At 64.4% G+C, this 26,834-nt stretch carries 22 protein-coding genes; 13 read left to right on the top strand and 9 right to left on the bottom strand.

What is annotated here, in order from left to right:
• The first annotated feature begins 16 nt into the window (after window positions 1–16).
• The 5 genes from cynS to AWB68_RS19380 all read left to right on the top strand — a co-directional run bounded on the left by cynS (window position 17) and on the right by AWB68_RS19380 (window position 3,845).
• Window positions 17–487, top strand: coding sequence for a cyanase (cynS, locus tag AWB68_RS19395; protein ID WP_087645968.1), 471 nt, complete (start codon window positions 17–19; stop codon window positions 485–487).
• A gap of 59 nt (window positions 488–546) precedes the next feature.
• Entirely contained in the window at window positions 547–708 is a 162-nt protein-coding gene (locus AWB68_RS48240; protein ID WP_160110032.1) for a hypothetical protein, read from the top strand.
• A 131-nt stretch (window positions 709–839) separates the two neighbouring features.
• Window positions 840–2,096, top strand: coding sequence for an ABC transporter substrate-binding protein (locus AWB68_RS19390; protein ID WP_087645967.1), 1,257 nt, complete (start codon window positions 840–842; stop codon window positions 2,094–2,096).
• Window positions 2,097–2,124: 28 nt separating this feature from the next.
• Window positions 2,125–2,994 (top strand): carbohydrate ABC transporter permease, encoded by an 870-nt coding sequence (locus tag AWB68_RS19385; protein ID WP_087645966.1) that lies wholly within the window; start codon window positions 2,125–2,127, stop codon window positions 2,992–2,994.
• Complete coding sequence (locus AWB68_RS19380; RefSeq protein ID WP_087645965.1) at window positions 2,994–3,845, top strand: carbohydrate ABC transporter permease; 852 nt, start codon at window positions 2,994–2,996, stop codon at window positions 3,843–3,845. The genes AWB68_RS19385 and AWB68_RS19380 overlap by 1 nt, the downstream gene beginning before the upstream one ends.
• Window positions 3,846–4,227: 382 nt before the next feature.
• Here AWB68_RS19380 and ribA read toward each other — a convergent pair whose 3' ends face one another.
• On the bottom strand, window positions 4,228–4,914 hold the full coding sequence (ribA, locus tag AWB68_RS19370) for a GTP cyclohydrolase II (protein ID WP_087645963.1): 687 nt from the start codon (window positions 4,912–4,914) through the stop codon (window positions 4,228–4,230).
• Window positions 4,915–5,202: 288 nt separating this feature from the next.
• Here ribA and AWB68_RS19365 point away from each other — a divergent pair, with 288 nt between their 5' ends.
• Window positions 5,203–6,834 carry an ABC transporter substrate-binding protein gene (locus AWB68_RS19365; RefSeq protein ID WP_125482973.1) on the top strand — a complete coding sequence of 544 codons (1,632 nt, stop codon included), beginning with the start codon at window positions 5,203–5,205 and terminating at the stop codon, window positions 6,832–6,834.
• Window positions 6,835–6,860: 26 nt separating this feature from the next.
• Here AWB68_RS19365 and AWB68_RS19360 read toward each other — a convergent pair whose 3' ends face one another.
• Window positions 6,861–7,556, bottom strand: coding sequence for an NADPH-dependent F420 reductase (locus tag AWB68_RS19360; protein WP_087645992.1), 696 nt, complete (start codon window positions 7,554–7,556; stop codon window positions 6,861–6,863).
• Between the two features lie 222 nt (window positions 7,557–7,778).
• Here AWB68_RS19360 and ahpC point away from each other — a divergent pair, with 222 nt between their 5' ends.
• The 3 genes from ahpC (at window position 7,779) to AWB68_RS19345 (ending at window position 10,750) form a co-directional block, all read left to right on the top strand.
• Window positions 7,779–8,342, top strand: a complete 564-nt coding sequence (ahpC, locus tag AWB68_RS19355) for an alkyl hydroperoxide reductase subunit C (protein WP_087645962.1) — start codon at window positions 7,779–7,781, stop codon at window positions 8,340–8,342.
• A 98-nt stretch (window positions 8,343–8,440) separates the two neighbouring features.
• On the top strand, window positions 8,441–10,027 hold the full coding sequence (gene ahpF / locus AWB68_RS19350) for an alkyl hydroperoxide reductase subunit F (RefSeq protein WP_087645961.1): 1,587 nt from the start codon (window positions 8,441–8,443) through the stop codon (window positions 10,025–10,027).
• A gap of 468 nt (window positions 10,028–10,495) precedes the next feature.
• Entirely contained in the window at window positions 10,496–10,750 is a 255-nt protein-coding gene (locus tag AWB68_RS19345) for a hypothetical protein (RefSeq protein WP_087645960.1), read from the top strand.
• Between the two features lie 52 nt (window positions 10,751–10,802).
• On the opposite strand, the gene AWB68_RS19340 is transcribed toward AWB68_RS19345, so the two are convergent.
• From AWB68_RS19340 to AWB68_RS19330, 3 genes are all read right to left on the bottom strand, one after another.
• Window positions 10,803–12,419 (bottom strand): alkaline phosphatase D family protein, encoded by a 1,617-nt coding sequence (locus tag AWB68_RS19340; protein ID WP_087645959.1) that lies wholly within the window; start codon window positions 12,417–12,419, stop codon window positions 10,803–10,805.
• Window positions 12,420–12,491: 72 nt separating this feature from the next.
• Window positions 12,492–13,745, bottom strand: coding sequence for a sensor histidine kinase (locus AWB68_RS19335; protein WP_087645958.1), 1,254 nt, complete (start codon window positions 13,743–13,745; stop codon window positions 12,492–12,494).
• A 193-nt stretch (window positions 13,746–13,938) separates the two neighbouring features.
• The gene (locus AWB68_RS19330; protein ID WP_087645957.1) at window positions 13,939–14,892 is read right to left on the bottom strand and encodes a LysR family transcriptional regulator; all 954 of its coding nucleotides are present in this window, start codon (window positions 14,890–14,892) and stop codon (window positions 13,939–13,941) included.
• 142 nt (window positions 14,893–15,034) lie between these two features.
• On the opposite strand from AWB68_RS19330, the gene AWB68_RS19325 reads away from it, so the two are divergent.
• Window positions 15,035–15,955: a dihydrodipicolinate synthase family protein gene (locus AWB68_RS19325; RefSeq protein WP_087645956.1), complete on the top strand. Its 921-nt coding sequence runs from the start codon at window positions 15,035–15,037 to the stop codon at window positions 15,953–15,955.
• Between the two features lie 120 nt (window positions 15,956–16,075).
• On the opposite strand, the gene AWB68_RS19320 is transcribed toward AWB68_RS19325, so the two are convergent.
• Entirely contained in the window at window positions 16,076–17,608 is a 1,533-nt protein-coding gene (locus tag AWB68_RS19320; protein ID WP_087645955.1) for a sensor domain-containing diguanylate cyclase, read from the bottom strand.
• 419 nt (window positions 17,609–18,027) lie between these two features.
• Between AWB68_RS19320 and AWB68_RS19315 the strand changes: the two genes are divergently transcribed.
• A complete protein-coding gene (locus AWB68_RS19315; protein ID WP_087645991.1) occupies window positions 18,028–19,761 on the top strand; it encodes a zinc ribbon domain-containing protein in 1,734 nt (577 codons plus the stop codon).
• 161 nt (window positions 19,762–19,922) lie between these two features.
• Entirely contained in the window at window positions 19,923–21,023 is a 1,101-nt protein-coding gene (locus AWB68_RS19310) for a TAXI family TRAP transporter solute-binding subunit (protein ID WP_087645990.1), read from the top strand.
• Here the strand turns inward: AWB68_RS19310 and pdxR are convergent.
• The 3 genes from pdxR to AWB68_RS19295 are packed head-to-tail and all read right to left on the bottom strand — an operon-like array spanning window position 21,012 to window position 24,219.
• Window positions 21,012–22,481: a MocR-like pyridoxine biosynthesis transcription factor PdxR gene (gene pdxR, locus AWB68_RS19305; RefSeq protein ID WP_087645954.1), complete on the bottom strand. Its 1,470-nt coding sequence runs from the start codon at window positions 22,479–22,481 to the stop codon at window positions 21,012–21,014. The two genes, AWB68_RS19310 and pdxR, sit on opposite strands and share 12 nt — an antisense overlap.
• A 31-nt stretch (window positions 22,482–22,512) precedes the next feature.
• Window positions 22,513–22,779 carry a helix-turn-helix domain-containing protein gene (locus AWB68_RS19300; RefSeq protein ID WP_087645953.1) on the bottom strand — a complete coding sequence of 89 codons (267 nt, stop codon included), beginning with the start codon at window positions 22,777–22,779 and terminating at the stop codon, window positions 22,513–22,515.
• Between the two features lie 30 nt (window positions 22,780–22,809).
• Entirely contained in the window at window positions 22,810–24,219 is a 1,410-nt protein-coding gene (locus AWB68_RS19295) for an aminotransferase-like domain-containing protein (protein WP_087645952.1), read from the bottom strand.
• A 170-nt stretch (window positions 24,220–24,389) separates the two neighbouring features.
• Between AWB68_RS19295 and AWB68_RS19290 the strand changes: the two genes are divergently transcribed.
• A complete protein-coding gene (locus AWB68_RS19290; protein ID WP_087645951.1) occupies window positions 24,390–26,726 on the top strand; it encodes an FdhF/YdeP family oxidoreductase in 2,337 nt (778 codons plus the stop codon).
• Window positions 26,727–26,834: the final 108 nt, after the last annotated feature.

Raw genomic sequence — 26,834 nt, 5'->3', positions numbered from 1 at the left:
CTCAAGGAGCATCATCATGACGCAATCCCAATATAGCCAGGCCCCCCGTGAAGCCCTGACCGACGCGATCATCGACGCGAAGATCCGCAAAAACCTGACGTTCGAGCAGATCAACGAAGGCACTGGCCTCAGCCTCGCCTTCGTCACCGCCGCGCTACTCGGGCAGCATCCGTTGCCGACCGACGCCGCGAAGGTCGTGGCCGACAAGCTCGAACTTGGCGAAGACGCAGTTCGCCTGCTGCAAACCATCCCCGTGCGCGGCAGCATCCCGGGCGGCGTGCCGACCGATCCGACGATCTACCGGTTCTACGAAATGGTGCAGATCTATGGTTCGACGCTGAAGGCGCTGGTTCATGAGAAGTTCGGCGACGGCATCATCAGCGCAATCAATTTCAAGCTCGACATCAAGAAAGTCGACGATCCGGAAGGCGGCTCGCGTGCGGTGATCACGCTCGACGGAAAATATCTGCCGACCAAGCCGTTCTGAGGCGACTGGGGAGTGGTTCTTACGTGAAGCACTCCACCAGATTGATCCCGAATACATACATGACCGTAAAGTGGCATGCCGCGATCAAGCGCGGCAAGCTTCAACCCGCGCCATGGCCAGCGGAGGGCGGTCGCGGCGCGGTGCCGACCACGGCAATCCTGCCCGCGTGCGGATTCGGACGCTACGCGGCAACCCTCATTGCTGACACATGGCTGTCATGATAGGTTGCTGCAATCCCCGCTGCCGCATCTGGCATCCATTTTCACGCGACTCTGCGCGCGACAAAAAAAGCGGGTGAGTAGCTCTGGACTCATCGTATGCATACGCCTACCCCGAGAGGAATTCGAGAGCCATGGCTTCAATGATCCAGTGGACGACCCTTTTCTCCTGCCTTCGCGCGGCTTCTGTCGCGACTTCCCTGTCCATCGCCGCACTTGGAGCCCATGCCGCGGATCTCGTGATCGCAGGCCGGGATGACATCTACGGCCGCGGGCTCGCGCAGGCTGTGGACGGCTACAAGAAACAGCATCCGGGCGTCGATATCGAGTTGCTGAAACTGCCGAACAACGACCTCTATCAGAAGCTGAAGCTCTCGTTGCGGGAAAACACGCGCGCGTATGACCTGGTGATGATGGACGACACCTGGTCCCCCGAATTCATCGCTAACGGATGGCTCCTGCCGCTGCCTGCCACGCTCGCAGATGCTGACATGGTGTCGTCCACGGTCTCCCTGGGCCGCGCGCCGACGGGCACCTTGTACGCGATGCCGATCGTCGGCAACGTCGAGATGTTTGCCTATCGCAAGGATCTGCTGGCGAGTCGCGGCCTGCAGCCGCCGCGCACGTGGGACGACGTGCTGAAGATCGCACAGACCATCGGTACCGCCGACAAGGACGTTTCGGCCGTCGTGTTTCGCGGCATGAAGGGCAACCCCGTCGTCACCGGCTTTCTGCCGATGCTTTGGGCGTATGGCGGAGAAGTCGTCGACACGGACGGCAAGGTCACGATCGATTCGCCCCAGGCGCTGGCCGCGCTGAAGATGCTCCTCGCCCTCAAGAAGTGGGCACCGAAGGACGTCGATGTTTATGGCGCCGGCGAAGTGCGCGACGCGTTGCAGGGCGGTACGGCCGCACAGGCCATCGAAGTGTGGCCCGCATGGCTGCCTGCGCTCGACGATCCAGCGAAGTCGCGCGTCGTCGGCCAGATCGCGTTGCAACCTCCGCCAGGAGAGGTCAAGGGGCCGGCGCCCATGCTCGGCATCTGGCAAATGGGCATTGCGAAAGATGCAGCGCATCCGAAAGTGGCAGCGGATTTTCTTGCGTATCTGACTTCGTCAACGACGCAAACGCAACTTGCCGTGCTCGGCATTCCGCCGACGCGCAAGAGCGTCTTCGCAAATCCGACGCTCGTCAAGCAATATCGCTGGTATCCGGACCAGCTCAAGGCGCTCGAAGCCGGCCGCGCGCGGCCTCGAGTGAAGGACTGGCAGCAGATCGAGGCGATTCTCGGCGACGCGTTGCAACTCGCGCTGACGGGACAGGCTGCGCCCGACGCAGCCTTGCGTCAGGCCGCGCAGAAGATCGCCCAGGCCAACGCCGTATCGCAGTGACAGCGCAGGCAATCGGGGCAACGCGTCGATGAGCCGGTTACGACGTTACCTGCCGCTGATCGTCCTGATGAGTCCAGCCGTGCTCGTCCTCGGCGTGCTGGCACTCTACCCGGTAGTACGCGTGCTGATCGATTCGTTTTTCTCAGTGGATTACGCGTCGGGGCACCGCTCGTTCATCGGGCTCGCCAACTACCGATCGGTCATTGCGGACGGCGAGTTCGGCACGAGTTTCGTGCATACAATTCAGTTCACGATCGTAGCCTCGATCGCTGAAGTCCTGTTCGGACTTGCGCTCGCGCTACTGTTCGTCCGCAGATTTCCGGGCCGGCGCATCGCTTTGCCGCTCGCCGTGCTGCCGATGATGCTTTCCACGCTCGTCTGCTCCGCCATCTGGCGCAACTGGCTCAACTACAACGGCTTCCTGAATGCGTTGCTCACGGCGGCAGGTCTGTCGCGAGTGCCCTGGCTATCCGATCCGCACCTCGCGCTCTGGTCGCTGATGCTCGTCGATGTCTGGCAATGGACGCCGATGGCATTCCTCGTCATTCTCGCGGGGCTACAGTCGATTCCGCCTGACATCGTGGAGGCGGCGCGCACCGACGGTGCGAACGAATGGCAGTGCCTGCGGTACATCACGCTCCCGCTCGTTGCATCGCATGTCGCCCTTGCCATGCTGCTGCGGTCGATCGACACCTTCAAGCTGTTCGACAAGGTATACGCGTTGACGGGCGGCGGTCCAGGCAATGCCACGCAGACGCTGTCGACCTACATCTACGACACGGGCTTCCGGTTCTTCAACGTTGGGCCCGCCAGCGCGGCTTCGGTACTGATGCTGGTCACATGCGCGGTACTGGTCTCGGGATACATATGGAAATCGGCCGTCAAGCGCGACCGGTGATGCCGGTCGCGCGCTTGCAGGGTTTCGCGCGACGCTCGTCCGGTGCCGCGGTGCGTGGGCTGTTGCGGCTCGTTGCGCTGGCGGTGCTGGTGCTGCCGTGCGTATGGATGGCCGGCGCGGCCTTCACGCCCACGCTGGAACGCCTGGCTCATCCGCTTGCGTTGTGGCCTTCCGCGCCCACGTTCGAGCATTTCGCGGCGGTGTGGGAAAGCGGCATGGCCCGGTCGGTGCTGAATTCAGTGTGGGTCGCGCTGGGCGCCACGGTGCTCGCACTCGCCCTGGCTTTTCCGGCCGCCTATGCCATCGCGCGACTTGCGTTTCCGGCGCGGCTCGATGTGGTGTTCCTGATGCTCGTGCTCGCACTCAAGCTGATGCCGCCGATTGCGGTGGCCGTACCGCTGTTTTCGCTGGCAAAGTGGCTCCATCTGCTCGATTCCCTGTTCGGGCTGATACTCGCGTATCAGCTGTACACGCTGCCGATGGCGATCTGGATGTTGCTGCCGTTCGTGCGCGATGTACCGATCGACTTCGAAGAGGCCGCAGCGCTCGACGGCGCGAATCTTGCACAGCGCATCGTCTTCATCGTCATACCGCTTTGCGCACCGGGTCTCGTTGCCACCGCCATCTTTGTGTTCATCACTGCATGGAACGAGTTTCTGCTGGCGCTGTTGTTCGTCTCGTCGCCAAGTCATTTCACGCTGCCGCTTGTCATGGCGGGCTATGTGACCGAGAACGGCATCGACTGGGGAGAACTGATGAGCGCGGGGCTGATTTCGTCAGTGCCGACGCTTCTGCTCGCGGGCTATGTGCAGCGCTACTTGATGCAGGGTTTTTCGGGCGGATTGAAGTAGCGAGCTCCCATCCCATGTCTTGGTTGCAGCAGAGGTTTGCTTATTCAGCGGTTTTCATGTGCCCTGTGCTGATCGATCCCACCGCTTCGCCAGTTGACTGGATGTCGGTGATCGATGGCAGCCGATTGCTTTGTACGCTGACCTTGCCGAGCACAGATTTCGAGAGCATCAAGGAATAATTGCGAATTCTGGAAGCAGGTGTTGCTCACGATAATTGACAAAGGCCTATTGGCGCTAATAGTTCTGCTCGCGGCGTTTCGTTTGAACCGCGCGCTCGAAAGATTCAAAAGCAGACTGTCTCGCGAACAAGACTTCGCTAAGACCGTGAATGTCGCGGTCGTAGACCTCTCAAAGAAAGGTTCCCAGATCCCGTTCTAGACGGCTATTCGTTCTCGTCGAAGTAATGCCCGAAGCGGGCCTGCTTGGTCTTGATGTAGCGCTCGTTCTCCTCGCGCATCGGAATGGCGAGCGCAACGCGCTCGCAAACCGGAATGTCGTGCTTGAGCAGCGTGTCGAACTTCGACGGATTGTTGCTCATCAGCCGCACCGATTTCACGTTCAGCGCGCGCAGTATCGCGGCGGCGGAATCGTATTCGCGGGCGTCGTCGGGGAGGCCGAGGTGCAGGTTCGCATCGACGGTATCGAGCCCCTGCTCCTGCAGCGCATACGCGCGAATCTTGTTCGCGAGGCCGATTCCGCGCCCTTCGTGTCCGCGCAGATACAGCAGGATGCCGCGATCCTCGGCTGCGATATAGCGCAGCGCCAGGTCGAGCTGCTCACCGCAATCGCAACGGTACGATCCGAACACGTCACCCGTCACGCACTCCGAGTGCAGGCGCGTCAGCACGGACTCGCCGTTGCGCACGTCGCCCATCACGAAGACGATGTGCTCGATGTCCGTGCGCTTCACGCGATAGACGTACGAGGCGAACGTGCCGTAGCGCGTCGGAATCGTGGCCTTCGCGGCAAGCTCGACGTCCTCGTTCGGACGGCACTGGCCGAAGTGGGGATCAGGGTCCTGCACGGCTTGTGCATCTTCTGCGTCATGCGAATCGGAAACGGTTTTCATGGCTGGTTCGGTAAGTCTGAGGCTTCGGCGCCCGATTTCAGACGCCGGCAAATACGGCTGCCCGGGACGTCATGTTAAAGCCCCTCGGAAAAGTTTGCAGATTTTCAACCGATCACCGGGGTTTTTCGCGGATTTTTGGGCGCGTGTAACGAGTGCGCGATGGGGCTATCGAAAGCAAAAAACATCGGTTCAGGCAAAATTCATCGCTTGGTAGAGTACGGGCTACGCCCGCCCGCGCGGCGCCATTCCAACCCTGCATCGGCCACCTCTTTCGTGCGAACAAGAAAAATGATCCGCTCACGCCTCTTCCCGCGCCCGCCGGCGCTGTGCGCCCTCGCCGTTTCGTTGCTTGCCGCGTTTGGCGCGATGCCCGGCGCCGCGTCCGCCGCCAGCAAAACGCTCGTGTTCTGCTCCGAAGGCAGCCCGGCCGGCTTCGATTCCGCGCAGTACACGACCAGCACCGACTTCGACGCCGGCGCACACGCTGTTTACGATACGCTCGTCGAGTTCAAACGCGGCTCGCTCGATCTGGTGCCCGGACTCGCCGAAAAGTGGGACGAAGCCGCCGACGCCAGGAGCTTCACATTCCATCTGCGACACGGCGTCAAGTTCCAGTCGACCGCGTATTTCACGCCCACGCGCGACTTCAACGCCGACGACGTCGTGTTCACGTTCAAGCGCATGATCGATCCGGACGATCCGTTCCAGAAGGCGCATCCGGTCAGCTTTCCGTACCTGACCGATCTCGGCTACGACAAGAACATCGCATCGGTCCAGAAACTCGACGACTACACCGTACGCTTCACGCTCAAGACGCCCGACGTCGTGTTCGTGCGCAACATCGCGATGGAGTTCGCGTCGATCGTCTCGGCCGAATACGCGGCGCAGTTGCTGAAGTCCGGCAAGCCCGAGGATATCAACCTGAAGCCGGTCGGCACCGGCGCTTTCGTGTTCCGCGACTACCAGAAGGACGCGACCATCCGCTACGACGCAAACCCGACGTACTGGAACAAGAAGGATGTGCACATCGACAAGCTCGTGTTCTCGATCACGCCCGACGCGGCCGTGCGCATGCAGAAGCTCGCGAGCGGCGAATGCCAGGTGACGTCGTTCGCGCGCCCCGCCGATATCGCCACCGCGCGTCGCGATCCGAAGCTCGCGGTTCTGTCGGGCGTCGGCTTCAATGTCGCGTACGTCGGCTACAACACCACCCACAAGCCGCTCGACAACGTGCTCGTGCGCCGCGCGCTCGACATGGCCGTCGACAAGCAGGCGATCATCAGGACCGTCTACGAAGGCGCGGCGACCGTCGCGACGAACCCGATGCCGCCGTCGCAATGGTCGTACAACGCCGCGCTGAAAGACGCGCCGCACGATCCCGCGAAGGCGCGCGAATTGCTCAGGCAGGCGGGCTTTCCGGACGGCTTCACGATCACGCTCTGGGCGATGCCGGTGCAGCGCGGCTACAACCCGAACGCGCGCCTGATGGCGCAGTTGATCCAGTCGGACTGGGCGAAGATCGGCGTGAAGGCGAACATCGTCAGCTACGAATGGGCCGAGTACAACAAGCGCGCGAAGACCAACGGCGAGCACGACGCGATCCTCTACGGCTGGCTCGGCGACAACGGCGACCCCGACAACTGGCTCGGCACGACGCTCGGTTGCGACGCCGTGCACGGCAGCAACGTGGCGAAGTGGTGCAACAAGCCGTTCGACGACTTGCTGGCGAAGGCGCGCCTCGTCACCGACCAGAAGGCGCGCACGAAGCTCTATGAAGAGGCGCAGGTGGTATTCAAGGACCAGGTGCCGTACACGCCGATCGCGCATGCGAACAGCTATCAGCCGATTTCGAAGCGCGTGCACGGTTATCTGATCAGCCCGCTCGGCGGGCACCGGTTCGACGGCATCACGCTCGACTGAAGCGGCCGCGGTCGCCGACACCTGGCCTACGCGGGATTCGCGAAGTCCCCCGGGCTGTTGTCGGTCGCGCGCCATTCGGGCTTGCGGGCCGGATCGGCCTTTTGCAGCGCGGCGCGCACGCCTGCCGCGTCGAAATCGCCGGTATAGACCGGCGTCGCGGGCTGCTGGCGCCAGGATTCGTCGATCGTGCCCGCATCGACCGCATCGAACCCCACTTCGTCGACGAGTCTCATCACGACCGCCTTGGCCTTCGGGTCGTCGCCCGCGACCGGCAGCGCGATCCGTCCCGGCGTGCCCTGCGGCGCACCCTTCCTGCGCAGATGCTCCGCGTAGATGTTGTTGAACGCCTTCACCACCGGACGCCCGATCTGCTGCTCGACCCAGCGGCTTTCCGGCGTGCCGCTCTCGATCCCGGTAATGCGCCCGTCGCGGTGGCGTGGATAGTAATTGCCCGTATCAATCACGACGACGCTCGCTGGCACGTCCGCGAATAGATCCTTCGGCAGGTTCGGCACCTTGGCCTCGGGAATCGTCACGACGATCACCTCGGCGTCCTTCACCACGTCCTTGAGTTCGGCCGGCCTGGCGCCCGTCTCACGTTCGACGTCGCCGAGCGTGCCCGGCCCGCGCGAGTTGCCGATGCGCACCTCGTGCCCCTTTTCGACCAACCGCAGCGCAAGCACGCTGCCAATATTGCCAGCCCCGATGATGCCTATTTTCATGAAGACCTCCATGTGGATTGCTCGGTGAAGCCGCGCCATGCGGCGCGGCACCGGTGCGAGTGATCTTACTGCCGGTACCGTTTTCGAGCAGAACCCGGACCACGCCAAATCAGGGCCATAGCCATTTCGCATGGCCACAATGAAATTAATTGATTTCCTAAAATCGATAGCTAAAATGCATAATTCATCCACTTCTTCAACACCCAAACAAGGACCCACGACATGCCGATCATCAACAGCCAAGTCAAACCGTTCAAGGCGACCGCGTATCACAAGGGCGAATTCGTGCCCGTCACGGAAGAAAACTTCAAGGGCAAGTGGTCCGTCGTCGTGTTCTATCCGGCCGACTTCACGTTCGTCTGCCCGACCGAACTCGGCGATCTGGCCGACCGTTACGCGGAATTCAAGAAGCTTGGCGTCGAGATCTACGGCGTGTCGACGGACACGCACTTCACCCACAAGGCATGGCACGACACGTCGGACACGATCGGCAAGATCGGCTATCCGATGATCGGCGACCCGACGCTGACCCTCTCCCGCAACTTCGACGTTCTGATCGAAGACGAAGGCATGGCACTTCGCGGCACGTTCGTGATCAACCCGCAAGGCGAGATCAAGCTGTGCGAAATCCACGACAACGGCATCGGCCGCGACGCAGGCGAACTGCTGCGCAAGGTGCAGGCCGCGCAATACATTGCGTCGCATCCGGGAGAGGTCTGCCCCGCGAAGTGGACGCCGGGCGCTGAAACGCTGACGCCGTCGCTCGACCTGATCGGCAAGATCTGAGCGCAGTCAACTCAGTAACAACACGACCCGCGCCGGCTCCAGACGAGCCGGCGCGGGCATCGCAAGCCTCACGCCTCGTCACGGAATTCGAACCCGCCATGCTGGAAGCCAATCTCAAGAACCAACTGAAAGCGTATCTGCAAAAGGTCAGCCGGCCGATCGAAATCGTCGCGTCACTCGACGACGGCGACAAGTCGCGCGAATTGCAGAGCCTGCTCGAAGAAATCGCCACGCTGTCGGACCGCATCGCGGTGATCGAACAGCATAGCGACGACGAGCGCAAACCGTCGTTTTCCATCGGCGAACCGGGCAAGGAGGCGAGCATCCGCTTCGCCGGCATTCCGATGGGCCATGAATTCACTTCGCTCGTGCTGGCGCTGCTGCAAGTGGGCGGCCACCCGGTCAAGCTCGACGACGCCGTGATCGAACAGATCCGCAACCTCGACGGCGACTACGCATTCGAAACCTATATCTCGCTCTCATGCCAGAACTGCCCGGAAGTCGTGCAGGCGCTGAACGTGATGAGCATCATCAACCCGCGCATCCGCCAGGTCACGATCGACGGGGCGCTCTTCCAGGCCGAAGTCGAAGCGCGCCAGATCATGGCGGTGCCGACCGTCTACATGAACGGCGAAGTGTTCGGCCAGGGCCGCACCGGCGTGAAGGAAATCCTCGCGAAGCTCGACAGCAACGCAGGCGCGCGTGCCGCGAAGGAACTCGAAAAGAAGCCGGTGTTCGACGTGCTGATCGTCGGTGGCGGACCTGCCGGCGCGGCGGCTGCGATCTACGCGGCGCGCAAGGGCATCGCGACGGGCGTGGTCGCGGAACGCTTCGGTGGACAGGTGCTCGATACGCTCGCGATCGAAAACTTCGTCTCGGTGCAGGAGACCGAGGGACCGAAGTTCGCGACGGCGCTCGAACAGCACGTGAAGAGCTACGACGTCGACGTCATGGACGTACAGCGCGCCGAAGCGCTGCTCCCGGGACGCATCAACGAAGTGCGGCTCGCGAGCGGCGCGGTGCTGAAGGCGAAGACCATCGTCCTCGCGACCGGCGCGCGCTGGCGCGAAATCAACGTGCCGGGCGAGCGCGAGTATCGCAATCATGGCGTCGCGTATTGCCCGCATTGCGATGGCCCGCTCTTCAAGGGCAAGCGCGTCGCGGTGATCGGCGGCGGCAACTCGGGCGTCGAAGCGGCGATCGATCTGGCCGGTATCGCGAGCGCGGTGACGCTGATCGAATTCGGCGCTGAACTGCGTGCCGATGCCGTGTTGCAAAAGAAGCTGAAGAGCCTCGCGAACGTGACGATCGTCACGGAGGCGCAGACACAGGAGATCACCGGCGACGGCAAGAAGGTCGACGGCCTCGTGTACAAGGACCTGCGTTCGGGCGACACGAAGCGCATCGATCTCGAAGGCGTGTTCGTGCAGATCGGTCTCGTGCCGAACACCGAATGGCTCAAGGGCACGCTCGAACTGTCGCGTCACGGCGAGATCGTGGTCGATGCGAGGGGCGCGACGTCGGTGCCCGGCGTGTTCGCAGCCGGCGACGTGACGACCGTGCCCTTCAAGCAGATCGTGATCGCGGTCGGCGAAGGCGCGAAGGCGTCGCTCGGTGCATTCGATCACCTGATCCGCCACTCGGTCGATGAAGAAGAAGCGCAAGTCGAGGAAGCGGTAAGTTAAGCTCCCGCACCATTCAGCGCTTCACGCTGTGAAGGCGCCGCGAACCTTGGGTCCGCGGCGCCTTTTCATTTCCAGTGCGTACTTCTCTCAAGCACTTCACGAACGATCCCCCCATCGAGCGCCCTCCTCATGAGGGACTGTCCACCGCCCGCCCGGCGCTATATGGTTTGCACAACGCACTTCAGAAAGTGCGTGCGGACCCATGAAGTCCGTCGACGAAACCGGCGCGGCATCGGATGCGCCTCTTCGTCTCCGCGCGGTCTGCACCGCGCCTTGAGCGCATAAGTAAAAAGCCGGCATGGCGCAGGAACCGGCATCCGTTCGCTTTCCCTCGATGTGCGTGGACATGCGGCAGCGGGACGTCTGCCAGTGTCGTCGGGCTCGCCGTCGGGGAAAGCGGAATAACCCCCACAGCACGCCGCCCGGCGCAATGCATCGGAGAGTCGTGCACACACGAAGGAGCTGGAAATGAACGCAAGAATGTTGATCGCGGCGACCGCCGCCGCACTGTTCGCCACCATGGGAACGGCCGCCTATGCCCAAGAGGCACAGAATGACGCCCAACCGCCGGCGATGCAGCAGCAAACCGCGGACGCCTCCGCGCAAGCGTCGAATGACGCGTCGTATGGCGGCGCGAAAGATGGAAAGAGCATGGCCGCGTCCGGACATCGGCAAGGCACTTGCAGCGCCTATCCCCAGTGCGACATTTTCTTTGGGCAGTAAGCGCGGTGCCGGGGCGCATCGCCGGAACATGCCGCCGATGCGCCCCACCCGCTCACGCTTCGGGGTCGAGCTTCACTTCATACAGCGAGCGGCCGTCGAGGTCGTGTAGCGATACCGTCATCGTCCGGCTCGCCGGATCGATTTTCGCGCGGCCGTAGTACTGCTGCTTCGCCGCCGGCGACTGGTTCTGCGGATTGTCCTTCGGGACGCTGACGTAGCGCAACTCCGGGCCGAACGTCATGTCGAGTTCGTTCGGACCGAACGTGCCCGCATTGATCGGCCCGCCGACAAACTCCCAGAACGGCTTGAACTCCGTGAACTTCGCGCGCGACGGATCGTAGTGCGTCGCCTGTGCATAGTGGACATCGGCCGTGACCCAGACGACGTTCGCGATATTCTCGCGCTTGATGAAGCGCAGGATGTCCATCAACTCCAGTTCGCGTCCCGACGGCGCGCCATTGTCGCCATTGGCCCACGCTTCGTAGGTGCCCTTCGGCACGTCCGGATTCAGGTCGGGCACGATGAGCGAGATCGGCATGTCGCTCGCGATCACCTTCCATGCAGCCTTCGAATTCTTTAGCGACTGCTTGAGCCACGCGGACTGCTGCGCGCCGAGAAACGCGGATTCGCGATCGAGTTGCGTCTGCCGGTTCGGCGAGTTCGGTCCGCGATACGAGCGCTCGTCGAGCATGAAGACGTCGAGGAGCGGCCCGAACTGGAAGCCGCGATACACCTGCTCCGGATCGACCGGGTTGATGCGGAACGGGTTGTACTCGAACATCGCCTGTTTCGCGCGCGCCGCCAGCAGCGAGATCGCGCGCGTCTGATAGCGCTTTTCCTCCGCGCCGATCTGCTGCCCCGGATACCAGTTGTTGCGCACTTCGTGATCGTCCCATTGCACGAGGAACGGCACTTCCGCCATGAAGCGGCGCTTGTTCACGTCGAGCTGGTTGTACGCGAAGGCGCCGCGATAATCGTCGAGCGTCTGCGCGACATGCGACTTCGGCTCGGTGACGAGGTTGGTCCAGAGCGTGCCGTCGGGCAGCCTGACCTCGGATTGCAATGGGCCGTCCGCGTAGATCTGATCGCCGGAGTGGATGAAGAAATCGGGCGACTCGCGGCGCATCGCCTCGTAGATGCGGTAGCCGCCGAAGCGCTCGTTGATGCCCCAGCCCTGGCCCGCTTCGTCGCCGGAGAAAACGAACGTGACCGGCCGGTCGGCGCTCAGCGCAGCGGTGCGAAGCCGTCCCGTGACGGGTTCGCTGAACACCTTGTCGTTCACGAGATCCTGGAAGCGCACGCGATAGAACACGTCCGCGCCCGGGGGAAGGTCCGTCAAATCGATGCGCGCGGTGAAGTCGCTGCTGTCGAGCGCGGCCGGACCCACGCGCCGCTCGAAGCGCTTGAAACTTTCGCTGGTCGAATAATCGACGATCATCCGCGACGGCCGGTCCGTCCGGCTCCAGACGATTGCGCTCGACGCGGTGACGTCGCCGCTCATCACGCCGCCCGGCAAAAGCGGGCGCAGCTTGTCGGCGGTCACGGCGGCGGGCGCTACGCTTTGCGCGAGGACGTCGCCGATGTGCGAACCCGCGAGCGCGAGTCCCGCGCCGCCCGCGAGGCGCTTGAGAAGGATACGGCGCGAAAGCTTTTCGACAGGGTCCGGCATGGCACGATTCCTCGGATGGTTGGATTCTTCACGAGGTTCTCGATGTTAGAGACGAACGATGTCGTGCGTATGTCAACCCGCGCCAGCGGCAGACTCCGGCGGCTCTGCGCTGCCGTCCACCTCGAGCGTCAACGGGAACGTCACTTCGAACACGCTGCCGTTGCCCTTGTACGACTGGAAACGCAACTCGCCCTTGAGCGCCCGCGACAGTTCCTTCACGATCGCGAGGCCAAGGCCGGTGCCGGGAATGTCGTCGGCGGCGGCGCGCTCGAACTCTTCGAACACGCGCTCATGATCCGCCACGCCGATGCCGACGCCGGTATCCGCCACGCGCAGGCGCCAATGCGCGTCGCCCGCCGCCAGCATCGACAGTTCGACCTCGCCCGATGCGGTGTACTTGATCGCGTTCGACAGCAGGTTGTACGCGACCTGCTTGACCTTCAGCCGGTTCGACGTCACCACGCGCAAGGCCGGGTCGATGTGGCCGGAAAGCTTGAGGCCCTTCGCCTCGGTGGCGGCGCGGCTCGCCTGCATCAACTCGTCGAAGAGGCCGGTCAGGTCGAATGCCTCGACGGTCAGCGCCGAATCGTCGCCGAGCACTTTCGAATACTCGACCATCTCGTCGACGAGCAGGCCCATGTCGGCCACCTGCCGGGTCGCGAGCGCGAGCGCGGTGTCCTTCTTCGCGGGCGCGCGGCCGACGAGTTGCAGCGCGGTCGAAAACACGTTGAGAAAATTGCGCAAATCGTGCGCGACGCGCCGCGCCACCTGCATGCGCGACTCGTACAGATCGCTGATGAGCCGCTGGCGCAGCGTCAGCTCGTGATTCGCGCGCTCGAGCATGCCGGTGTATTCGTCGATCTTGCGATCGCGCTCGGTGACCGCCTCGCGGATCGACGCCAGCGTGACGAAGCTCACGATCTCGTCGGTCATGAGCCGCGCGTGTTCCTCCGTTTCACGATCGAAATCCGGGTGCTCATGCGCGTATTCGCCGATCGCCGCGAGCAGCACCTGGCGAAAGAGGTCGAGCTCGCGCACGAGTTCGTCGATCCGGTAGCCTTGCTGCCAGCGCCACTGGCCGTGTTGCCGGGCGTTGCGCTCGATCGAGCCTTCCTGGTCGCGCAGGTTCTCTCGTTCGAGCACGATGCAGATTTCTTCGAAGATGCCCGGCAGGTGATCGGCTAGCTGGCGGTAAGTGAGCTGGTCGGAATGCTCGACTTCAGCGTCGCCGAACACGAGTTTCATCCACCGTTCGGTGAGTGCCGTCTGCTGCGAGCGCAGCGCCGCGACAAGGCCCTTCAGTCCGCCGACAGATGTCTCGCTCATGGCCGCTTCCCGCTCGCTATGGCGCCACTGGCGCCTGTGATGGTCGTTGCTTGATCGTGACTTTTCTCCTGCCGATGCCTGGCTTATGGCTGGCTTTTCGTCACGATGCCGTGCCGCGCGCGGGAGTGTGATGAGTATAGGCTTACGCACGTCCGGATTAATTAAACCTGACTGCCGCACCTTAAAAGGATCCTTAATTGCCGGCGGCCGGCTTCGATGCACGGCTGCGGTCGCGCAGCAACTGCACGAACTGCTTCGCCGAAGGCGACAACACGCCGCCCTTGCGCGTCACGATGCCGAGCGTCTGCGACTTCGACTTCAGCTTCACGGGCAGGATGCGCAGCATCTTGTGCGTGGCGAATAACTGCGCCACATCCGTCGGCAGGATCGACACCAGATCAGTGCCTTGTTGCAGCATCGCGACCGTGACGAAGGTCGACGCCGTCGAGATCGGGTTCGCGGGCATCGGCAGGCCGGCGAGATCCATCTCGCGCGCGAGCAGCGCGTTCATCGGCATGGCGCCCGGATACGTTACCCAGCGATGCCCGGCGAGATCCGCCAAAGTCGTGGCGCCCGCCGCCATCGGCGGATGATCGCAGCCGACGACCACCGACAGCGGCTCGTCGTCGAGCGCCTGGTAGTGATATTTCGACGGCTGGTCGGACACACTCGCGCGTCCGATCACGAGATCGAGATGGCCGTCGTCGAGCAGGGTGAGCATGCGCACGCTCGTGTCCTCGACGATCTCGATCGACAGTCCCGGATGGCTCGCATGCAGCTCGTTGACGATCGGCGCGACTACCTTCGGCACCGCGCCCATGATCGCGCCGACCGCGAGCCGGCCGCCCGTGCCCGAGCGGATCTCCGCGACTTCCTGGCAGAGCGACGTGAGATCGGTGGCGAGCACGCGCGCGTAACGGATCACGCAACGGCCGAACTGGTTGGGGATCAGCCCGCTCTTCGCGCGCTCGAAGAGCGGCGCTTCCAGCATCGATTCGAGTTCCCCGAGCGCCTTGCTGGCGGCGGATTGCGTCATCGACATCGTGCCCGATGCCTTGTGCAGCGACTTGTGGTCGTCGAGTGCGATCAGCAACTGAAGCTGCTTCATGCGCAACCGCGACATGAGGATGTCGAGCGTGTTTTTCATCGGACAAGAAGCAGGCGAGAGGCGGGCGAGAAGCGCCGGGTGAGTCGCAAAAGCGATCACGCGATGGAAAGGTTTCACTATACAGCGCGACTTTCACGGCCGTATAGTCGGCGCAACCCAACATAACGAAGGAGACAGCCTCATGTCCCAGCCACCCTTTCGCGGCGTGTTCCCGGTCGCGCCGACCGTCTTCGACGACGCCGGCCGCCTCGACCTGGACGGCCAGAAGCGCGCGATCGACTTCATGATCGACGCCGGTTCGAACGGCATCTGCATCCTGGCGAACTTCTCGGAGCAGTTCGTGCTGACCGACGACGAACGCACCGCCGTGCAGACGACAGTGCTGGATCATGTCGCGGACCGCGTGCCGGTGATCGTCACGACGACGCACTTCAGCACGCACATCTGCGCCGGGCGCAGCCGCACCGCGCAGGACGCGGGCGCCGCGATGGTGATGATCATGCCGCCGTACCACGGCGCGACGATCCGCGTCGGCGAGCGCGGCATCCACGAGTTCTACAGCCGCGTGTCGGACGCGATCGACATCCCGATCATGATCCAGGACGCGCCGGTGGCGGGCACGCCGCTGTCGGCGGCGTTCCTCGCGAAGCTGGCGAAGGAAGTCGCGAACGTGTCGTACTTCAAGATCGAGACGGCGCAGGCGGCCTCGAAGCTGCGCGAGCTGATCGAACTGGGCGGCGACGCGATCGTCGGCCCTTGGGACGGCGAGGAAGCAATCACGCTGATCCCCGATTTCGACGCGGGCGCCACCGGCGCGATGACGGGCGGCGGCTATCCCGACGGCATCCGCAAGATCGTCGATGCGTATTTCGCCGGCGACACCGACAAGGCCGCCGAGCTTTACCAGCAGTGGCTGCCGCTCATCAACTACGAAAACCGCCAGTGCGGCCTCGCCGCCTGCAAGACGCTGATGAAGGAAGGCGGTGTGATCAAATCGGACGCCGTGCGCCATCCGCTCGCGCCGATGCATCCGGCCGTGCGCGAAGGGCTCTTGAAAGTCGCGCGCCGGCTCGATCCGCTCGTGTTGCGCTGGGGTAAGTAAGGGCAAGTAAGGCGCGGCGCCAGGCGATCCGCTCAGGCCTGCGCCGCCGTCGACATCGAACAGACGGCCTAAAACCGGACAATTTTTCCGCGTAGGAATTGCCGGTCGCTTTCTTTTACGCTACGCCAGTTGCACGCCGAATACCCGGTTGCGCCCGGTCTGCTTCGCGCGATAGAGCGCATCGTCGGCGGCGCGCAGCACGGCGGCGAGCGTGCCGCCGTGCGCGCTCTGACTCTGGCCCTGGTCGTGGACGTGCCCCGGCGCCTGCCACGTCGCGACGCCGATGCTCACCGTCACCGTATGCAGTTCGCTGCCCGCGTGCGCGATGCCGAGCGACGCGATCGCCTGGCGGATCGTCTCGGCGAGCCCGAGCGCGCCTTCGCGGCCGGTGTGCGGCAGCACCACGACGAACTCCTCGCCGCCGTAGCGCGCAGCCACATCGCTCGCGCGCGACAGATGCCCCGCGATGCAGTTCGCCACGTTCGCGAGCACGTCGTCGCCGGCCTGGTGGCCGTAGGTGTCGTTGTAGCTCTTGAAGCGGTCGATATCGACGAAGAGGATCGACAGCGGCTGGCCGCTGCGGTTGGCGCGTCGCCACTCGCGCTCGAGCATTTCGTCGAGCGTGCGGCGATTGTTGAGCCCCGTGAGGCTGTCGAGACGCGCGAGCATCTTCAACGCGGATTCCGCCCGCGCCCGCTGGCGCAGCGAATACGCGAACATCAGGTTGAGCACGGCGAACGCGAAGCCGAACGCGGCCATCACGATGCCGATGTGCCAGGCCCGCGTGCGCCAGTTCTCATAGATGTCGGTTTCGGCGGTGGCGACCTCGACGATCACCGGCAAGCCCGGCAAGTGCTTGAACGAATAGAAGCGCTTCACGCCGTCGATCGATGCGATGTCGGCGAACTGCCCTTCCATGCTCTGCGACATCTTCGTGTAAGGCCCCGTGCCGCGCAGGTCGCGGCCGATCACCTGCTCGTTGTAAGGCGCGCGCATCAGCAGCGAACCGTCTTCGCGGATCAGCGCCATCGTGCCGTGCGGCCCGAGGGCGAGGCCCGACATCAGCCGGTGGAAGTACTCCAGTTGCACCGCGATGACGACGATGCCGCCAAACGAGCCGTCGGGATTGTCGATGCGGCGCGAGAGCGCGATGCTCGGATCGAGATTGCGGGTACGCGAGCGATACGGATGGCTGACGTAGAGACCGACGTCCGGGCGGTCGCGATGCGCCATGAAGTAATCGCGATCGGCGAAATTGCCGACGGCCGGATCGTCCTTGCGCGAATCGAGCACGATGTTGCCGTTCGAATCGAGCACGAACACGGCGCCGAGAAATTCGGCGTTGGCCGCGCGGTCGAACAGATAGCCCCGGCGCATGTCCGGCGGCAAGGCGGTCACGCGCGGATCGTGGATGCCTTCCACCACGGCTTGCAGCGAGAGGTCGTAGATCTGGATGTTGCGCGCGATGTCGCGTTCGATCACGAGCATCGTGTTGCGCGCGCCGTCCTGCGCCCGGCCGAAGGCGTCCTGGCGGCCGTCCCAGAGAATCACGGCGCAGATCGAAAACATCGCAATCAGCAACACCGCGCCGCCCGTCAGCACCCAGCGGGGCGAGACGAAAAAATGGGTCACGCGCTCGAACTGCTTTTGCATCGGAAATCGTCCCGCCTGGCGCGTGGCCTTGTCGTTTTTTAGCTGGAAATTGGCGGTTCAAAACCGTCCATGGACGCTCAATATGTCAGAAACCTCGCATCGGAAGCAAGCAACGCGGTTTTCGACGCAGCCGGCAGGCGGCATTTCAACATCCGGTTCGGCGAGGGTGACGCACCCTATATGGTCCGCCGGACGCACAATGATGTAGTCCCTTAAACCGGTCCTTCGCCTGCCTAGGTGCGAAAGGCGATTGACGTCCTTTACGAGTTGACACATATTCGACCTGTCGCTTCCCTATATTTGCGCACTCACGGCATGGGGAGAACGAAGGATTGCTGCTCGCGAACTCGCGCATCGCGCGCGATGTTCCGCATGCATGGCGGCATGGAAATACGCACATGTCCTTCGAGGGCTTCAGTATGACTACCCGTCTGACCTTTCCTGCATCCATGTTTTCCGTCGTCTGCCAGCGTTGTGGCAGCACGTTGCGCAAGAACGCGGACAGTTGCCCGAATTGCGGCGCCGATCGCGCCGCCGCGTTCGGCGACGAGCGCAAGAAGGAACGTGCGCCTGAGCGCCTTGGCGAGCGGCTGAGCCTGTTCAAGCCGGCAGGCGAGCCGGCGGCCGAATCGGCGGTGGCTGTCCCGGGCCCTTCTGAAAGCGCTCCGGTTCCTGCTTCCCTGCCCGTCCGGGCCGCCACCAGCGCGGAACTCGGATTCGAACTCGGACCCGATCCGGACGTCGTGCCCGACTCCGAAGGCTGGACTCGCCGCAAGACCGTGATTGCCGGCGTCTGCGCGTTCGTGCTGGTCGCGGGCGGTGTCGCGTACATGCAGCACGACAGCACCGACGAGGACCCGGCGCCCTCGGAGCAGCACAGCGCGTCCGGCGCGATCGATGCGAAGGACGCGAAGTCCGGCGGATACGCGCAAAGCGGCGCGCTGCCGGTGACGCCGGCGGCTCCGCCCGTGGCAGCCGTCGAGAGAAAGCCCCAGGTCGACGAGCGGCCGATGTCCGTCGCCGATACCGTGCTCGCTGCGCGCAGCGCGATGGAACAGCACGACCTCACGGCGGCGCGCAACCGCGTGAAGAGCCTCACCCCGCCGCAGCAGGTGCGGCCCGACGTGCAGCGTCTGAAGGACGAACTTGCACAGCGTGAACTCGAACGCGACGCCGCGCTGCAACTGGCGCGGGCGTGCGAGAAGACGTCGGCGTGGGCGTGCGTCCAGCAGAATGCCGGCGAAGCGCTCGCGCTCGACGGCAGCAACACCGAATCGCAAGCGATGCTCGAACGCGTGATCGCGCACGCGGGCTGGCTGGCAGGGACGCCGCCGCTCGCGAAGAAGAAGTTGGCGCCGGATATCGCCAGCGTCGCGCCGCCGCCCGTTGTCACGACGCCGCCGGCAGCGCCGCCCGCGCCCGCCGTGCAGGCGGCCACACCGCCCGCCACGGTCGCCGTGGCGAAGCCCGCTCCGGCGCCGGTCCCGGCTCCGGCTCCGGCGCCAGCGCCGGTTACGGTCCAGCAGAAGCCCGCGGTCGCCGTGGCGCACGCGCCTGCTGCGGCGCCCACCCAGACGCACACGGTGACGGCTGCGCCGCCGCCCGCTCGCGAGAGCCGCCGCTCCGCCACGTACGCACGGAACACGCAGACGCAGACGCCGGCAACGTCGACCGCCAAGGTGGCTCCGGCGCCGGCCGTCGCGCCTCCGGTGCAGCCAGCGACTCCGCCGGTGACGGCGAGCATCCGAAGCACGACGACGCCGCTCGCCACGACGACGGCCGCCGCACCGGCACCCGCACCTTCAGCCGCTACGCTCCCCGCCGCGACCACGGCGCCGGCCACGACGACGACCGTCCGGAGCACGACACCCGCGCCGTCGTACGCCGCCGTCCCGACGCCAACGCCGGCCGTCACACGAACCGCGCCGGCCGTTGCAACCACCGCCACCACGACCACGACGACAACCACCACCACGCCGCCCGCGACCGCGACCCACACCGCCGCGGCCACCTACGGCGCATCGGGCGCGACGGAAACCCGGCCGGCCACTCGCGCGTCCCTCTCCGATGGGACGAACCCCGACGAGCTCGAACGCGCAATCAAGCAGTTTGGCTGGAGCGGCGGCGATACGATGCCGAAGCCGTCGCGCTAGTCCGCAACCGCCCAGGGTCGCCGGCCGCAGGGGCTCGGCCAGACGATCCGAGAGGGCCGCCTCGAACGCGACGCGATACCTGGGTTACGTGTCGTCGCGTGAGTTTCGCAGCACCCGTCCAACTCCGAAACCAAGGGTAAAACATGTACTCGTCGAAATTCATGCGCTGGGCACTCGCTTTCCTCGTCCTGTGCGGGTTTTACGGTGTCACGGCGGAAGCGCTCGCCGCCGACGTCCAGTACAAGATCGTGACCGGACCCGAGCGCGGCACGTATATCCAGATCGGCCAGGATCTTTCGAAATGGGTTGCCGATCCGGCCGGGATCGACCTTGAAGTGCTGGCGTCGAAAGGATCGGCGGAAAACGTCCAGCGCATGCGTTATGAACCCAACGTGAAGTTCGCGCTGGTCCAGTCCGACGTCTACCAGGCGTACCTCGACATGGCGACCGCGGGCAACGCCGACGCCGGCAAGATCATCCAGCCGCTGCGGCTCATCATGCCGCTCTACGACGAGGAGATCTATTTCGTGGTGCGCTCGGATTCGCCGCTCAAGTACATCCATGAGATCAAGGACAAGAACATCAGCGTCGGGCTGATCGGCAGCGGCACGGCGCAGTCGGCGGCGACGCTCTACCGGCTGATGTTCGGCGAGCCTATCCCCGATCAGAACGCGCAGCACTACAGCAACGAGGACGCGCTCGCCAAGCTGATCGTGCGCAAGATCGACGTGGCGATCGTCGTGGCCGGCCAGCCCGCGAAGCTCTTCCAGGACATGAACCCCGAACTGCTGCAGCAGATCAAGCTGCTGCGCCTCGACCCGAGCGCGCCCGAAACCGTGCGCGCCAAGCAGACCTACTTCCCCGCGATCATCCGCACGACGAGCTATCCGAACTGGATCCAGGAAGAAACGCCGACGCTGACCGTCAAGGCATTCCTCGTTACTTACGACTACGGGCTGAAGGGCACGGTCGGCACGCTGACGAAGTTCGCCGATTCGCTGTGCACGAACTTCGACAATCTGCAGGCCAACGGTCATCCGAAGTGGAAGCAGGTTCACCTCGAACTGCCGCCGCTCGGACACGGCTGGAGATACTATCCGCCGATGGAAAAGCGCTTGCGGGCATGCATCGCGCGACGCAACGCCGCCGCCGACGCCCCGCCGAAACCCGTGCGCACCGCGCGGCAGACGGATGCGACGGAACAGTCGGTGCGCAAGCCGACGTGTTCCGCGCAGGAAAAGGTGCTGATGTTATGTGAATGAGGTGCTCTGGCGTTTGAGCGCCGGCATCAGTTCGGCGAGCTTGCCCAGGCCGGCGCGGATCGTCTCGACGTTCGAGCCGCCATAGCCGAACACGAGGCCCTGCTCGCGGCGCTCGCGTGCGTAAAACGTGCCAAGCCCCAGCACGAAGATCGAAGCTTCGCGCGCCGCGCTCACGACGGCGTCCTCGTCCCACGGCGCCGTGAGCCGCGCGACGAGGTGGATGCCCGCCGTCGAGGGCATCGGCTCGAACGAATCGGCCAGCGCGCCCGTCAGCCAGTCGATCAGCGTCTCGCGCCGCAGCGCATACGCCTTGTGCATGCGGCGCAGGTGCTTTGCGAATTCGCCGTCGAGCATGAACGTGCCGAGCGCCGTCTGCGTGAGCATGCAGCTATGCCAGTCGCTGCTGCGTTTCGCCGTCCACAGCGGCTCCGACAGCGACGCGGGCGGTACCACGTAACCGATCCGCAAGTCAGGAAAAATCGTCTTCGAGAACGTGCCGACATACGCCACGAGACCCGCGCGGTCGAGACTCTTCAGCGATTCCACCGGACGGCCCTCGAAGCGGAACTCGCCGTCGTAGTCATCCTCGACGATCACCGCGCCGCGCCGCTTCGCCCACTCGAGCAGTTCGACGCGCCGGTCGAGGCTCATTGGCATGCCAAGCGGAAACTGATGCGACGGCGTCACGTACACGAGCCGCGCGTTCCTCGGCAGCCGCTCGACGATCAGCCCCTCGCGATCCACCGGCACATGCGCGAGCCTGGCGCCGAGCGCGGCGAACAGCGCGCGCGCCGGCGGATAACCGGGCTCCTCGACCGCGACGACGTCGCCCGGCTGCAGGACGACGCGCGCCAGCAGGTCGAGCGCCTGCTGGGCGCCCTGCGTCACGACGACGTCCTGCCAGTTGCACACCACCGCGCGGCTGAACGCCAGATAGCGCGCGATGCCGAGCCGCAGTTCCTGCTCGCCGCCCGGATCGCGATACGCTCCCACACCACCGCCCGCGCGCTGCTGCGCACGCAGCGCGCGGTTCACGCAGCGGCGCCAGATGTCCCACGGAAACAGCGTCTTGTCAGTGACGCCGCCCTTGAAATCGAAGGCGTACTGCGAGTCGGTGCGCGGCAGCGGAATCGACATGCCGCCCGGCAACGCACCCCAGATGCCCGCCGCCCGCGCCCGCGCGGACGCTGGCTTGCGCTCCGCCGACGGCAGGCGTGTGAGTCCCTCGGCGACAAACGTCCCGTCGCCGGCGCGCGTGTGCAGAAAGCCTTCCGCGATCAGCCGCTCGAAGACGTCGAGCGTCGTTTTCCTCGATACGCCGAGCTGCGCGGCGAGATCGCGGGTCGAAGGCAGGCGCGCGTTGGCGGCAAGGCGTCCTTCGATGATGCCCGCGCGCAATTGCCGATAGATCTGGCCGGTGAGATCGCTCCGGCCCTGCAAGGTGACGTGGATTTCCACTTGTTATGGTTCCTTTCAGGCGCCTCGACGATCAATCCCCCGATCCGCCGAAAATCTGCGAACACAGCATCTTTCCCGAGTCGCTGAGACGCGCGGTCCCGGTGCCCTCCTCGCTGAACGTCGTCTCGACGATTCCGCCATCGGCGAGCGCCGTCAACTGGCGGCGCAGCGCGCTCATCGGCAGGCCGGCCTGCTTCGACAATTTCGCCAGCGACCAGGCAACGCCCGGCGTCTCTTCCTCGGCTCGCCAAAGTTGCGCGAGCACGGCGGCGAGCGCGGGATCGATTGCATCGTTCATCCGGTTCTCCCTGGTTATGCCATCAAGCCATCAAGCCATCCTGCCCACGAGTTCCCCCAACGTCCGCAACGCGTCTTCCGTCTGCGACGTCCACGGATAGCTGTAGTTCAGCCGGATGAAGTGACGAAAGTCGTTCTTCGTCGAAAACATCATGCCCGGGCCGACCGTGATGCCGTGCGCGAGCGCGGCCTGGTAGAGCCGCATCGAATCGACGCGCTCCGGCAATTCCACCCACAGCACATAGCCGCCTTGCGGCGTCGACACGCGCGTGCCGGCCGGAAAGAACCGCAGCACCATCGCGCTCATGATGCGCGACTGCTGCCGGTATGCACGGCGCACCTGTCGCAGATGGCGGTCGAAGCCATCCTGCCGCAGATAATCCGCCACCGCGACTTGCGGCACCGACGGCGTCGTCAGCGTGTTGAGGAACTTGAGCTTCTCGACCTGCGCCCGGTAGCGTCCCGGCATCGCCCAGCCGATCCGGTATGACGCCGTGAGGCTCTTCGAAAACGACGCGCAGTGCAGCACCAGCCCTTTCTTGTCGAAGTTCTTGAGCGTCGAAGGCCGCGTCTCGCCGAAGTAAAGCTCGTGGTAGACGTCGTTTTCGATCACCGGGATCTCGTGCCCGGCGAGCAGCGCGACAAGCCGTTCCTTCTTCGCATCCGGCATCTGGAACCCAAGCGGATTCTGGAAGTTCGGCATCACCATGCAGGCCGCGATCCTCTGCGTCGCGACGATCTGCTCAAGCACGTCGATGTCGATGCCGTCGGCGGGATGGGTCGGCACCTCGATCGCGCGCATCCCGAGGCGCTCGATCGCGTGGAGCATCGCGTAGTAAGTCGGCGATTCGACGGCCACCGTGTCGCCCGGCTTCGCGACCGCCTGCAGGCTCAGGTTGATCGCCTCGGTCGCGCCGACGGTGATGATGATTTCATCCGGGTCGACGGGCACGCCGTTCTCGGCATAGCGCCGCGCGATCTGGCGGATCAGTTCGGGATTCCCCGGCGGCAGGTCGTCGATCAGGTTCCAGCTCGCATTGCGCCGCGCGATCGCGTTCGCGTACTGGTTGATGCGGCGCCACGGGAACAGCGTCGGGTCGGGATACGGCGAGCCGAGCGGCACGGCGTCGTTCGCGCGGATGCTGCGCAGTGTGGAGAGCACGAGCCGGCTCACATCGACTTCCGATGCAACCGCGCTCGACTGCGCCTTTTTCTCCGCGACGCGCGGCGCGGCGAGTTCGCGCACGAAATAGCCCGACTGCGGCCGCGTCTCGACGACACCGCGGCTCTCCAGCAGCGCATACGCGTGCAGCACCGTCTTGATGCTTACGCCATGCTGCTGGCTCGCCTGCCGCACGGACGCGATCCGCTCACCTGGCGTGAACACGCCGCGCCGCACGGCTTCCTCGATTTCATCGGCGAGTTTTTCGTAGAGCGTCAAGGGATCTCAGCGCACGGGGAATCGCTGAAGTCTATGACAAAACTCAACAACTGTATCCCTCGATTTTGACGATTTCTGTGCGCCGCGGTGATTTCGGAACACAGTAGTCTTGAGTCCATCGGCTCATTCGCCTTATTCGCCTCATTTGCCTGACTCCCGCGCCCCAGATCATGAAAAAGCCAGAACCCCGCATCGAACCCTACACGCACCCGGCGGCTGGCTGGGGCGCGCTCAAGTACGTCGCGATCAACCTGCTCAAGGAGAAGGTGACGGGCGGGAACTATCGCACGCTGTTCGCCCAGAATCAGCCGGACGGCTTCGATTGCCCCGGCTGCGCGTGGCCGGATCGCGAGCATGCATCGACGTTCGAATTCTGCGAGAACGGCGTGAAGGCCGTCGCCGCCGAAGCGACCAGCAAGCGCGTGACACCCGCGTTTTTCGCGCAGCACAGCGTGTCGGAGTTGATGACGCAGTCGGACTTCGAACTGGAGCAGCACGGCCGCCTGACCGACCCGCTCGTCTACGACGCCGAAAGCGACCGCTATCTGCCGATCGGCTGGGACGATGCGTTTCACCTGATCGCGCGCCATCTGAACGCCCTCGACGACCCCGACCGCGCCGCCTTCTACACGTCGGGCCGCGCGAGCAACGAAGCCGCGTTCCTGTACCAGTTGTTCGTGCGCATGTTCGGCACGAACAACTTCCCCGACTGCTCGAACATGTGCCACGAAGCGACGAGCCGCGGCCTGCCGCATACGGTCGGCGTCGGCAAGGGCACGGTCACGCTCGACGACTTCGAGCACGCCGACACCCTGCTCCTCTTCGGCCAGAATCCCGCGACGAACCATCCGCGCATGCTCGGCGAATTGCGCGAGTGCGCGAAGCGCGGCGCCACGATCGTCTCGATCAATCCGCTCAAGGAGCGCGGACTGGAGCGCTTCGCGAGCCCGCAGCATCCGGTCGAAATGCTCACGATGGGCAGCACGAAGATCAGTTCGGTCTTTATCCGGCCGAAGGTCGGCGGCGACTTCGCGCTGATCAAGGGCGTCGCCAAGCGCGTGATCGAACTGGACGATGCGGCGGCATCGGCAGGCGCCGAACGCGTGCTCGACGTGGATTTCATCGCGCAACACACGGTCGGTTTCGATGCGTTCGCCGACGACCTGCGCGCCGAAAGCTGGGATTCGATCGTTGTGGAATCGGGCGTGCCGATGGACGACGTCCTGCAACTCGCCGACATCTACGCAAAGGGCCGCGCCGTCATCTCGACGTGGGGCATGGGCCTCACGCAGCACAAGAACTCCGTGCCGACGGTGCAGATCCTGTCGAACCTGATGATGATGCGCGGGAACATCGGCCGGCGCGGCGCGGGCCTGTGCCCGGTGCGCGGACATTCGAACGTGCAGGGCGACCGCACCGTCGGCATCGAGGAGCAGCCGACCCCGCAGTTCCTCGACCGGCTCGGCGAGGTCTACGATTTCGAACCGCCGCGCGAGCATGGGCTGGATGTGGTGAACACGATCCAGGCGATGCTCGATGGCCGCGTGAAGGTGTTCATCGGCCTCGGCGGCAATTTCTCGATCGCGACGCCCGACACGCCGCGCACCTGGGAAGCGATGCGCGCGTGCGACCTGACCGTCCACATCACGACGAAGCTCAATCGCAGCCACCTCATTCACGGCCGCGACGCGCTGATCCTGCCGACGCTCGGGCGCACCGAGATCGACTTGCAGAACGGTGTGGCGCAGGGCGTGAGCGTCGAGGATTCGATGAGCATGGTGCACATCTCGTATGGGATGAACAAGCCGGCGTCGCCGAACCTGCTGTCGGAGATTGCGATTGTCGCGCGCATGGCGCACGCGACGCTCGGCAGCGCGAAGGTCGACTGGCTCGCGCACGCGAACGACTACGCGCTGATCCGCGACGGGATTGCGCGGGTTATCGACGGTTTCGAGGGCTACAACGAGCGCCTGAGGCACCCGGGCGGTTTTCACCTTGGCGTGGCGTCGCGCGAGCGCGTCTGGATGACGCCGAGCGGCAAGGCGCAATTCCTCGTGCATGCGATTTCAGTCGATACGCCGATCCACCGCGCCCGCGCGCAGCATGGCAAGCGCCTGATGACGCTGATGACGACGCGCTCGCACGACCAGTACAACACGACGATCTACGGGCTGGATGACCGCTATCGCGGCGTGTATGGCCAGCGGCGCGTGCTGTTCGCGAATCGCGAGGACATCGACATGCTGGGGTTCGAACCTGGCGAGTGGGTTGATATCACCAGCGTGTGGGACGATGGCGTCGAGCGGCGCGCGGACGGATTCCTGCTCGTGGAATATGACATTCCGAGGGGGTGTCTGGGGGCGTATTACCCGGAGACGAATCCGCTCGTGCCACTCGCTTCCGTAGCGGATGGGGCGGGCACGCCGACGTCGAAGTCGATTCCGGTGTTGTTGGAGCGGGCGAGGGCGCTGGCGCTTGGGGGTGGGGTTGAGGTTTACGCCGTTTGATTTTGTTGCGCTTCTATGGAACCTGTTTTGGTTTTGGTTTATTTGCTCTGCCCCTGTCCGGGGCGGGACTCACTTTCTTTGCTGCTGCAAAGAAAGTAAGCAAAGAAA

The organism is Caballeronia choica, from assembly GCF_001544535.1.
In the GTDB taxonomy this organism is placed as follows: domain Bacteria; phylum Pseudomonadota; class Gammaproteobacteria; order Burkholderiales; family Burkholderiaceae; genus Caballeronia; species Caballeronia choica.
The sequence above is the reverse complement of the archived record's forward strand: the minus strand, read 5'-3'. Positions and strand labels throughout refer to the sequence as shown.

What these genes read in the sequence shown, in the direction of transcription:
- cynS (WP_087645968.1), top strand. Translation starts at nt 17, where the DNA reads ATGACGCAATCCCAATATAGCCAGGCCCCCCGTGAAGCCCTGACCGAC.
- AWB68_RS48240 (WP_160110032.1), top strand. Translation starts at nt 547, where the DNA reads ATGACCGTAAAGTGGCATGCCGCGATCAAGCGCGGCAAGCTTCAACCC.
- AWB68_RS19390 (WP_087645967.1), top strand. Translation starts at nt 840, where the DNA reads ATGGCTTCAATGATCCAGTGGACGACCCTTTTCTCCTGCCTTCGCGCG.
- AWB68_RS19385 (WP_087645966.1), top strand. Translation starts at nt 2,125, where the DNA reads ATGAGCCGGTTACGACGTTACCTGCCGCTGATCGTCCTGATGAGTCCA.
- AWB68_RS19380 (WP_087645965.1), top strand. Translation starts at nt 2,994, where the DNA reads ATGCCGGTCGCGCGCTTGCAGGGTTTCGCGCGACGCTCGTCCGGTGCC.
- ribA (WP_087645963.1), bottom strand. Translation starts at nt 4,914, where the DNA reads ATGAAAACCGTTTCCGATTCGCATGACGCAGAAGATGCACAAGCCGTG.
- AWB68_RS19365 (WP_125482973.1), top strand. Translation starts at nt 5,203, where the DNA reads ATGATCCGCTCACGCCTCTTCCCGCGCCCGCCGGCGCTGTGCGCCCTC.
- AWB68_RS19360 (WP_087645992.1), bottom strand. Translation starts at nt 7,556, where the DNA reads ATGAAAATAGGCATCATCGGGGCTGGCAATATTGGCAGCGTGCTTGCG.
- ahpC (WP_087645962.1), top strand. Translation starts at nt 7,779, where the DNA reads ATGCCGATCATCAACAGCCAAGTCAAACCGTTCAAGGCGACCGCGTAT.
- ahpF (WP_087645961.1), top strand. Translation starts at nt 8,441, where the DNA reads ATGCTGGAAGCCAATCTCAAGAACCAACTGAAAGCGTATCTGCAAAAG.
- AWB68_RS19345 (WP_087645960.1), top strand. Translation starts at nt 10,496, where the DNA reads ATGAACGCAAGAATGTTGATCGCGGCGACCGCCGCCGCACTGTTCGCC.
- AWB68_RS19340 (WP_087645959.1), bottom strand. Translation starts at nt 12,419, where the DNA reads ATGCCGGACCCTGTCGAAAAGCTTTCGCGCCGTATCCTTCTCAAGCGC.
- AWB68_RS19335 (WP_087645958.1), bottom strand. Translation starts at nt 13,745, where the DNA reads ATGAGCGAGACATCTGTCGGCGGACTGAAGGGCCTTGTCGCGGCGCTG.
- AWB68_RS19330 (WP_087645957.1), bottom strand. Translation starts at nt 14,892, where the DNA reads ATGAAAAACACGCTCGACATCCTCATGTCGCGGTTGCGCATGAAGCAG.
- AWB68_RS19325 (WP_087645956.1), top strand. Translation starts at nt 15,035, where the DNA reads ATGTCCCAGCCACCCTTTCGCGGCGTGTTCCCGGTCGCGCCGACCGTC.
- AWB68_RS19320 (WP_087645955.1), bottom strand. Translation starts at nt 17,608, where the DNA reads ATGCAAAAGCAGTTCGAGCGCGTGACCCATTTTTTCGTCTCGCCCCGC.
- AWB68_RS19315 (WP_087645991.1), top strand. Translation starts at nt 18,028, where the DNA reads ATGACTACCCGTCTGACCTTTCCTGCATCCATGTTTTCCGTCGTCTGC.
- AWB68_RS19310 (WP_087645990.1), top strand. Translation starts at nt 19,923, where the DNA reads ATGCGCTGGGCACTCGCTTTCCTCGTCCTGTGCGGGTTTTACGGTGTC.
- AWB68_RS19300 (WP_087645953.1), bottom strand. Translation starts at nt 22,779, where the DNA reads ATGAACGATGCAATCGATCCCGCGCTCGCCGCCGTGCTCGCGCAACTT.
- AWB68_RS19290 (WP_087645951.1), top strand. Translation starts at nt 24,390, where the DNA reads ATGAAAAAGCCAGAACCCCGCATCGAACCCTACACGCACCCGGCGGCT.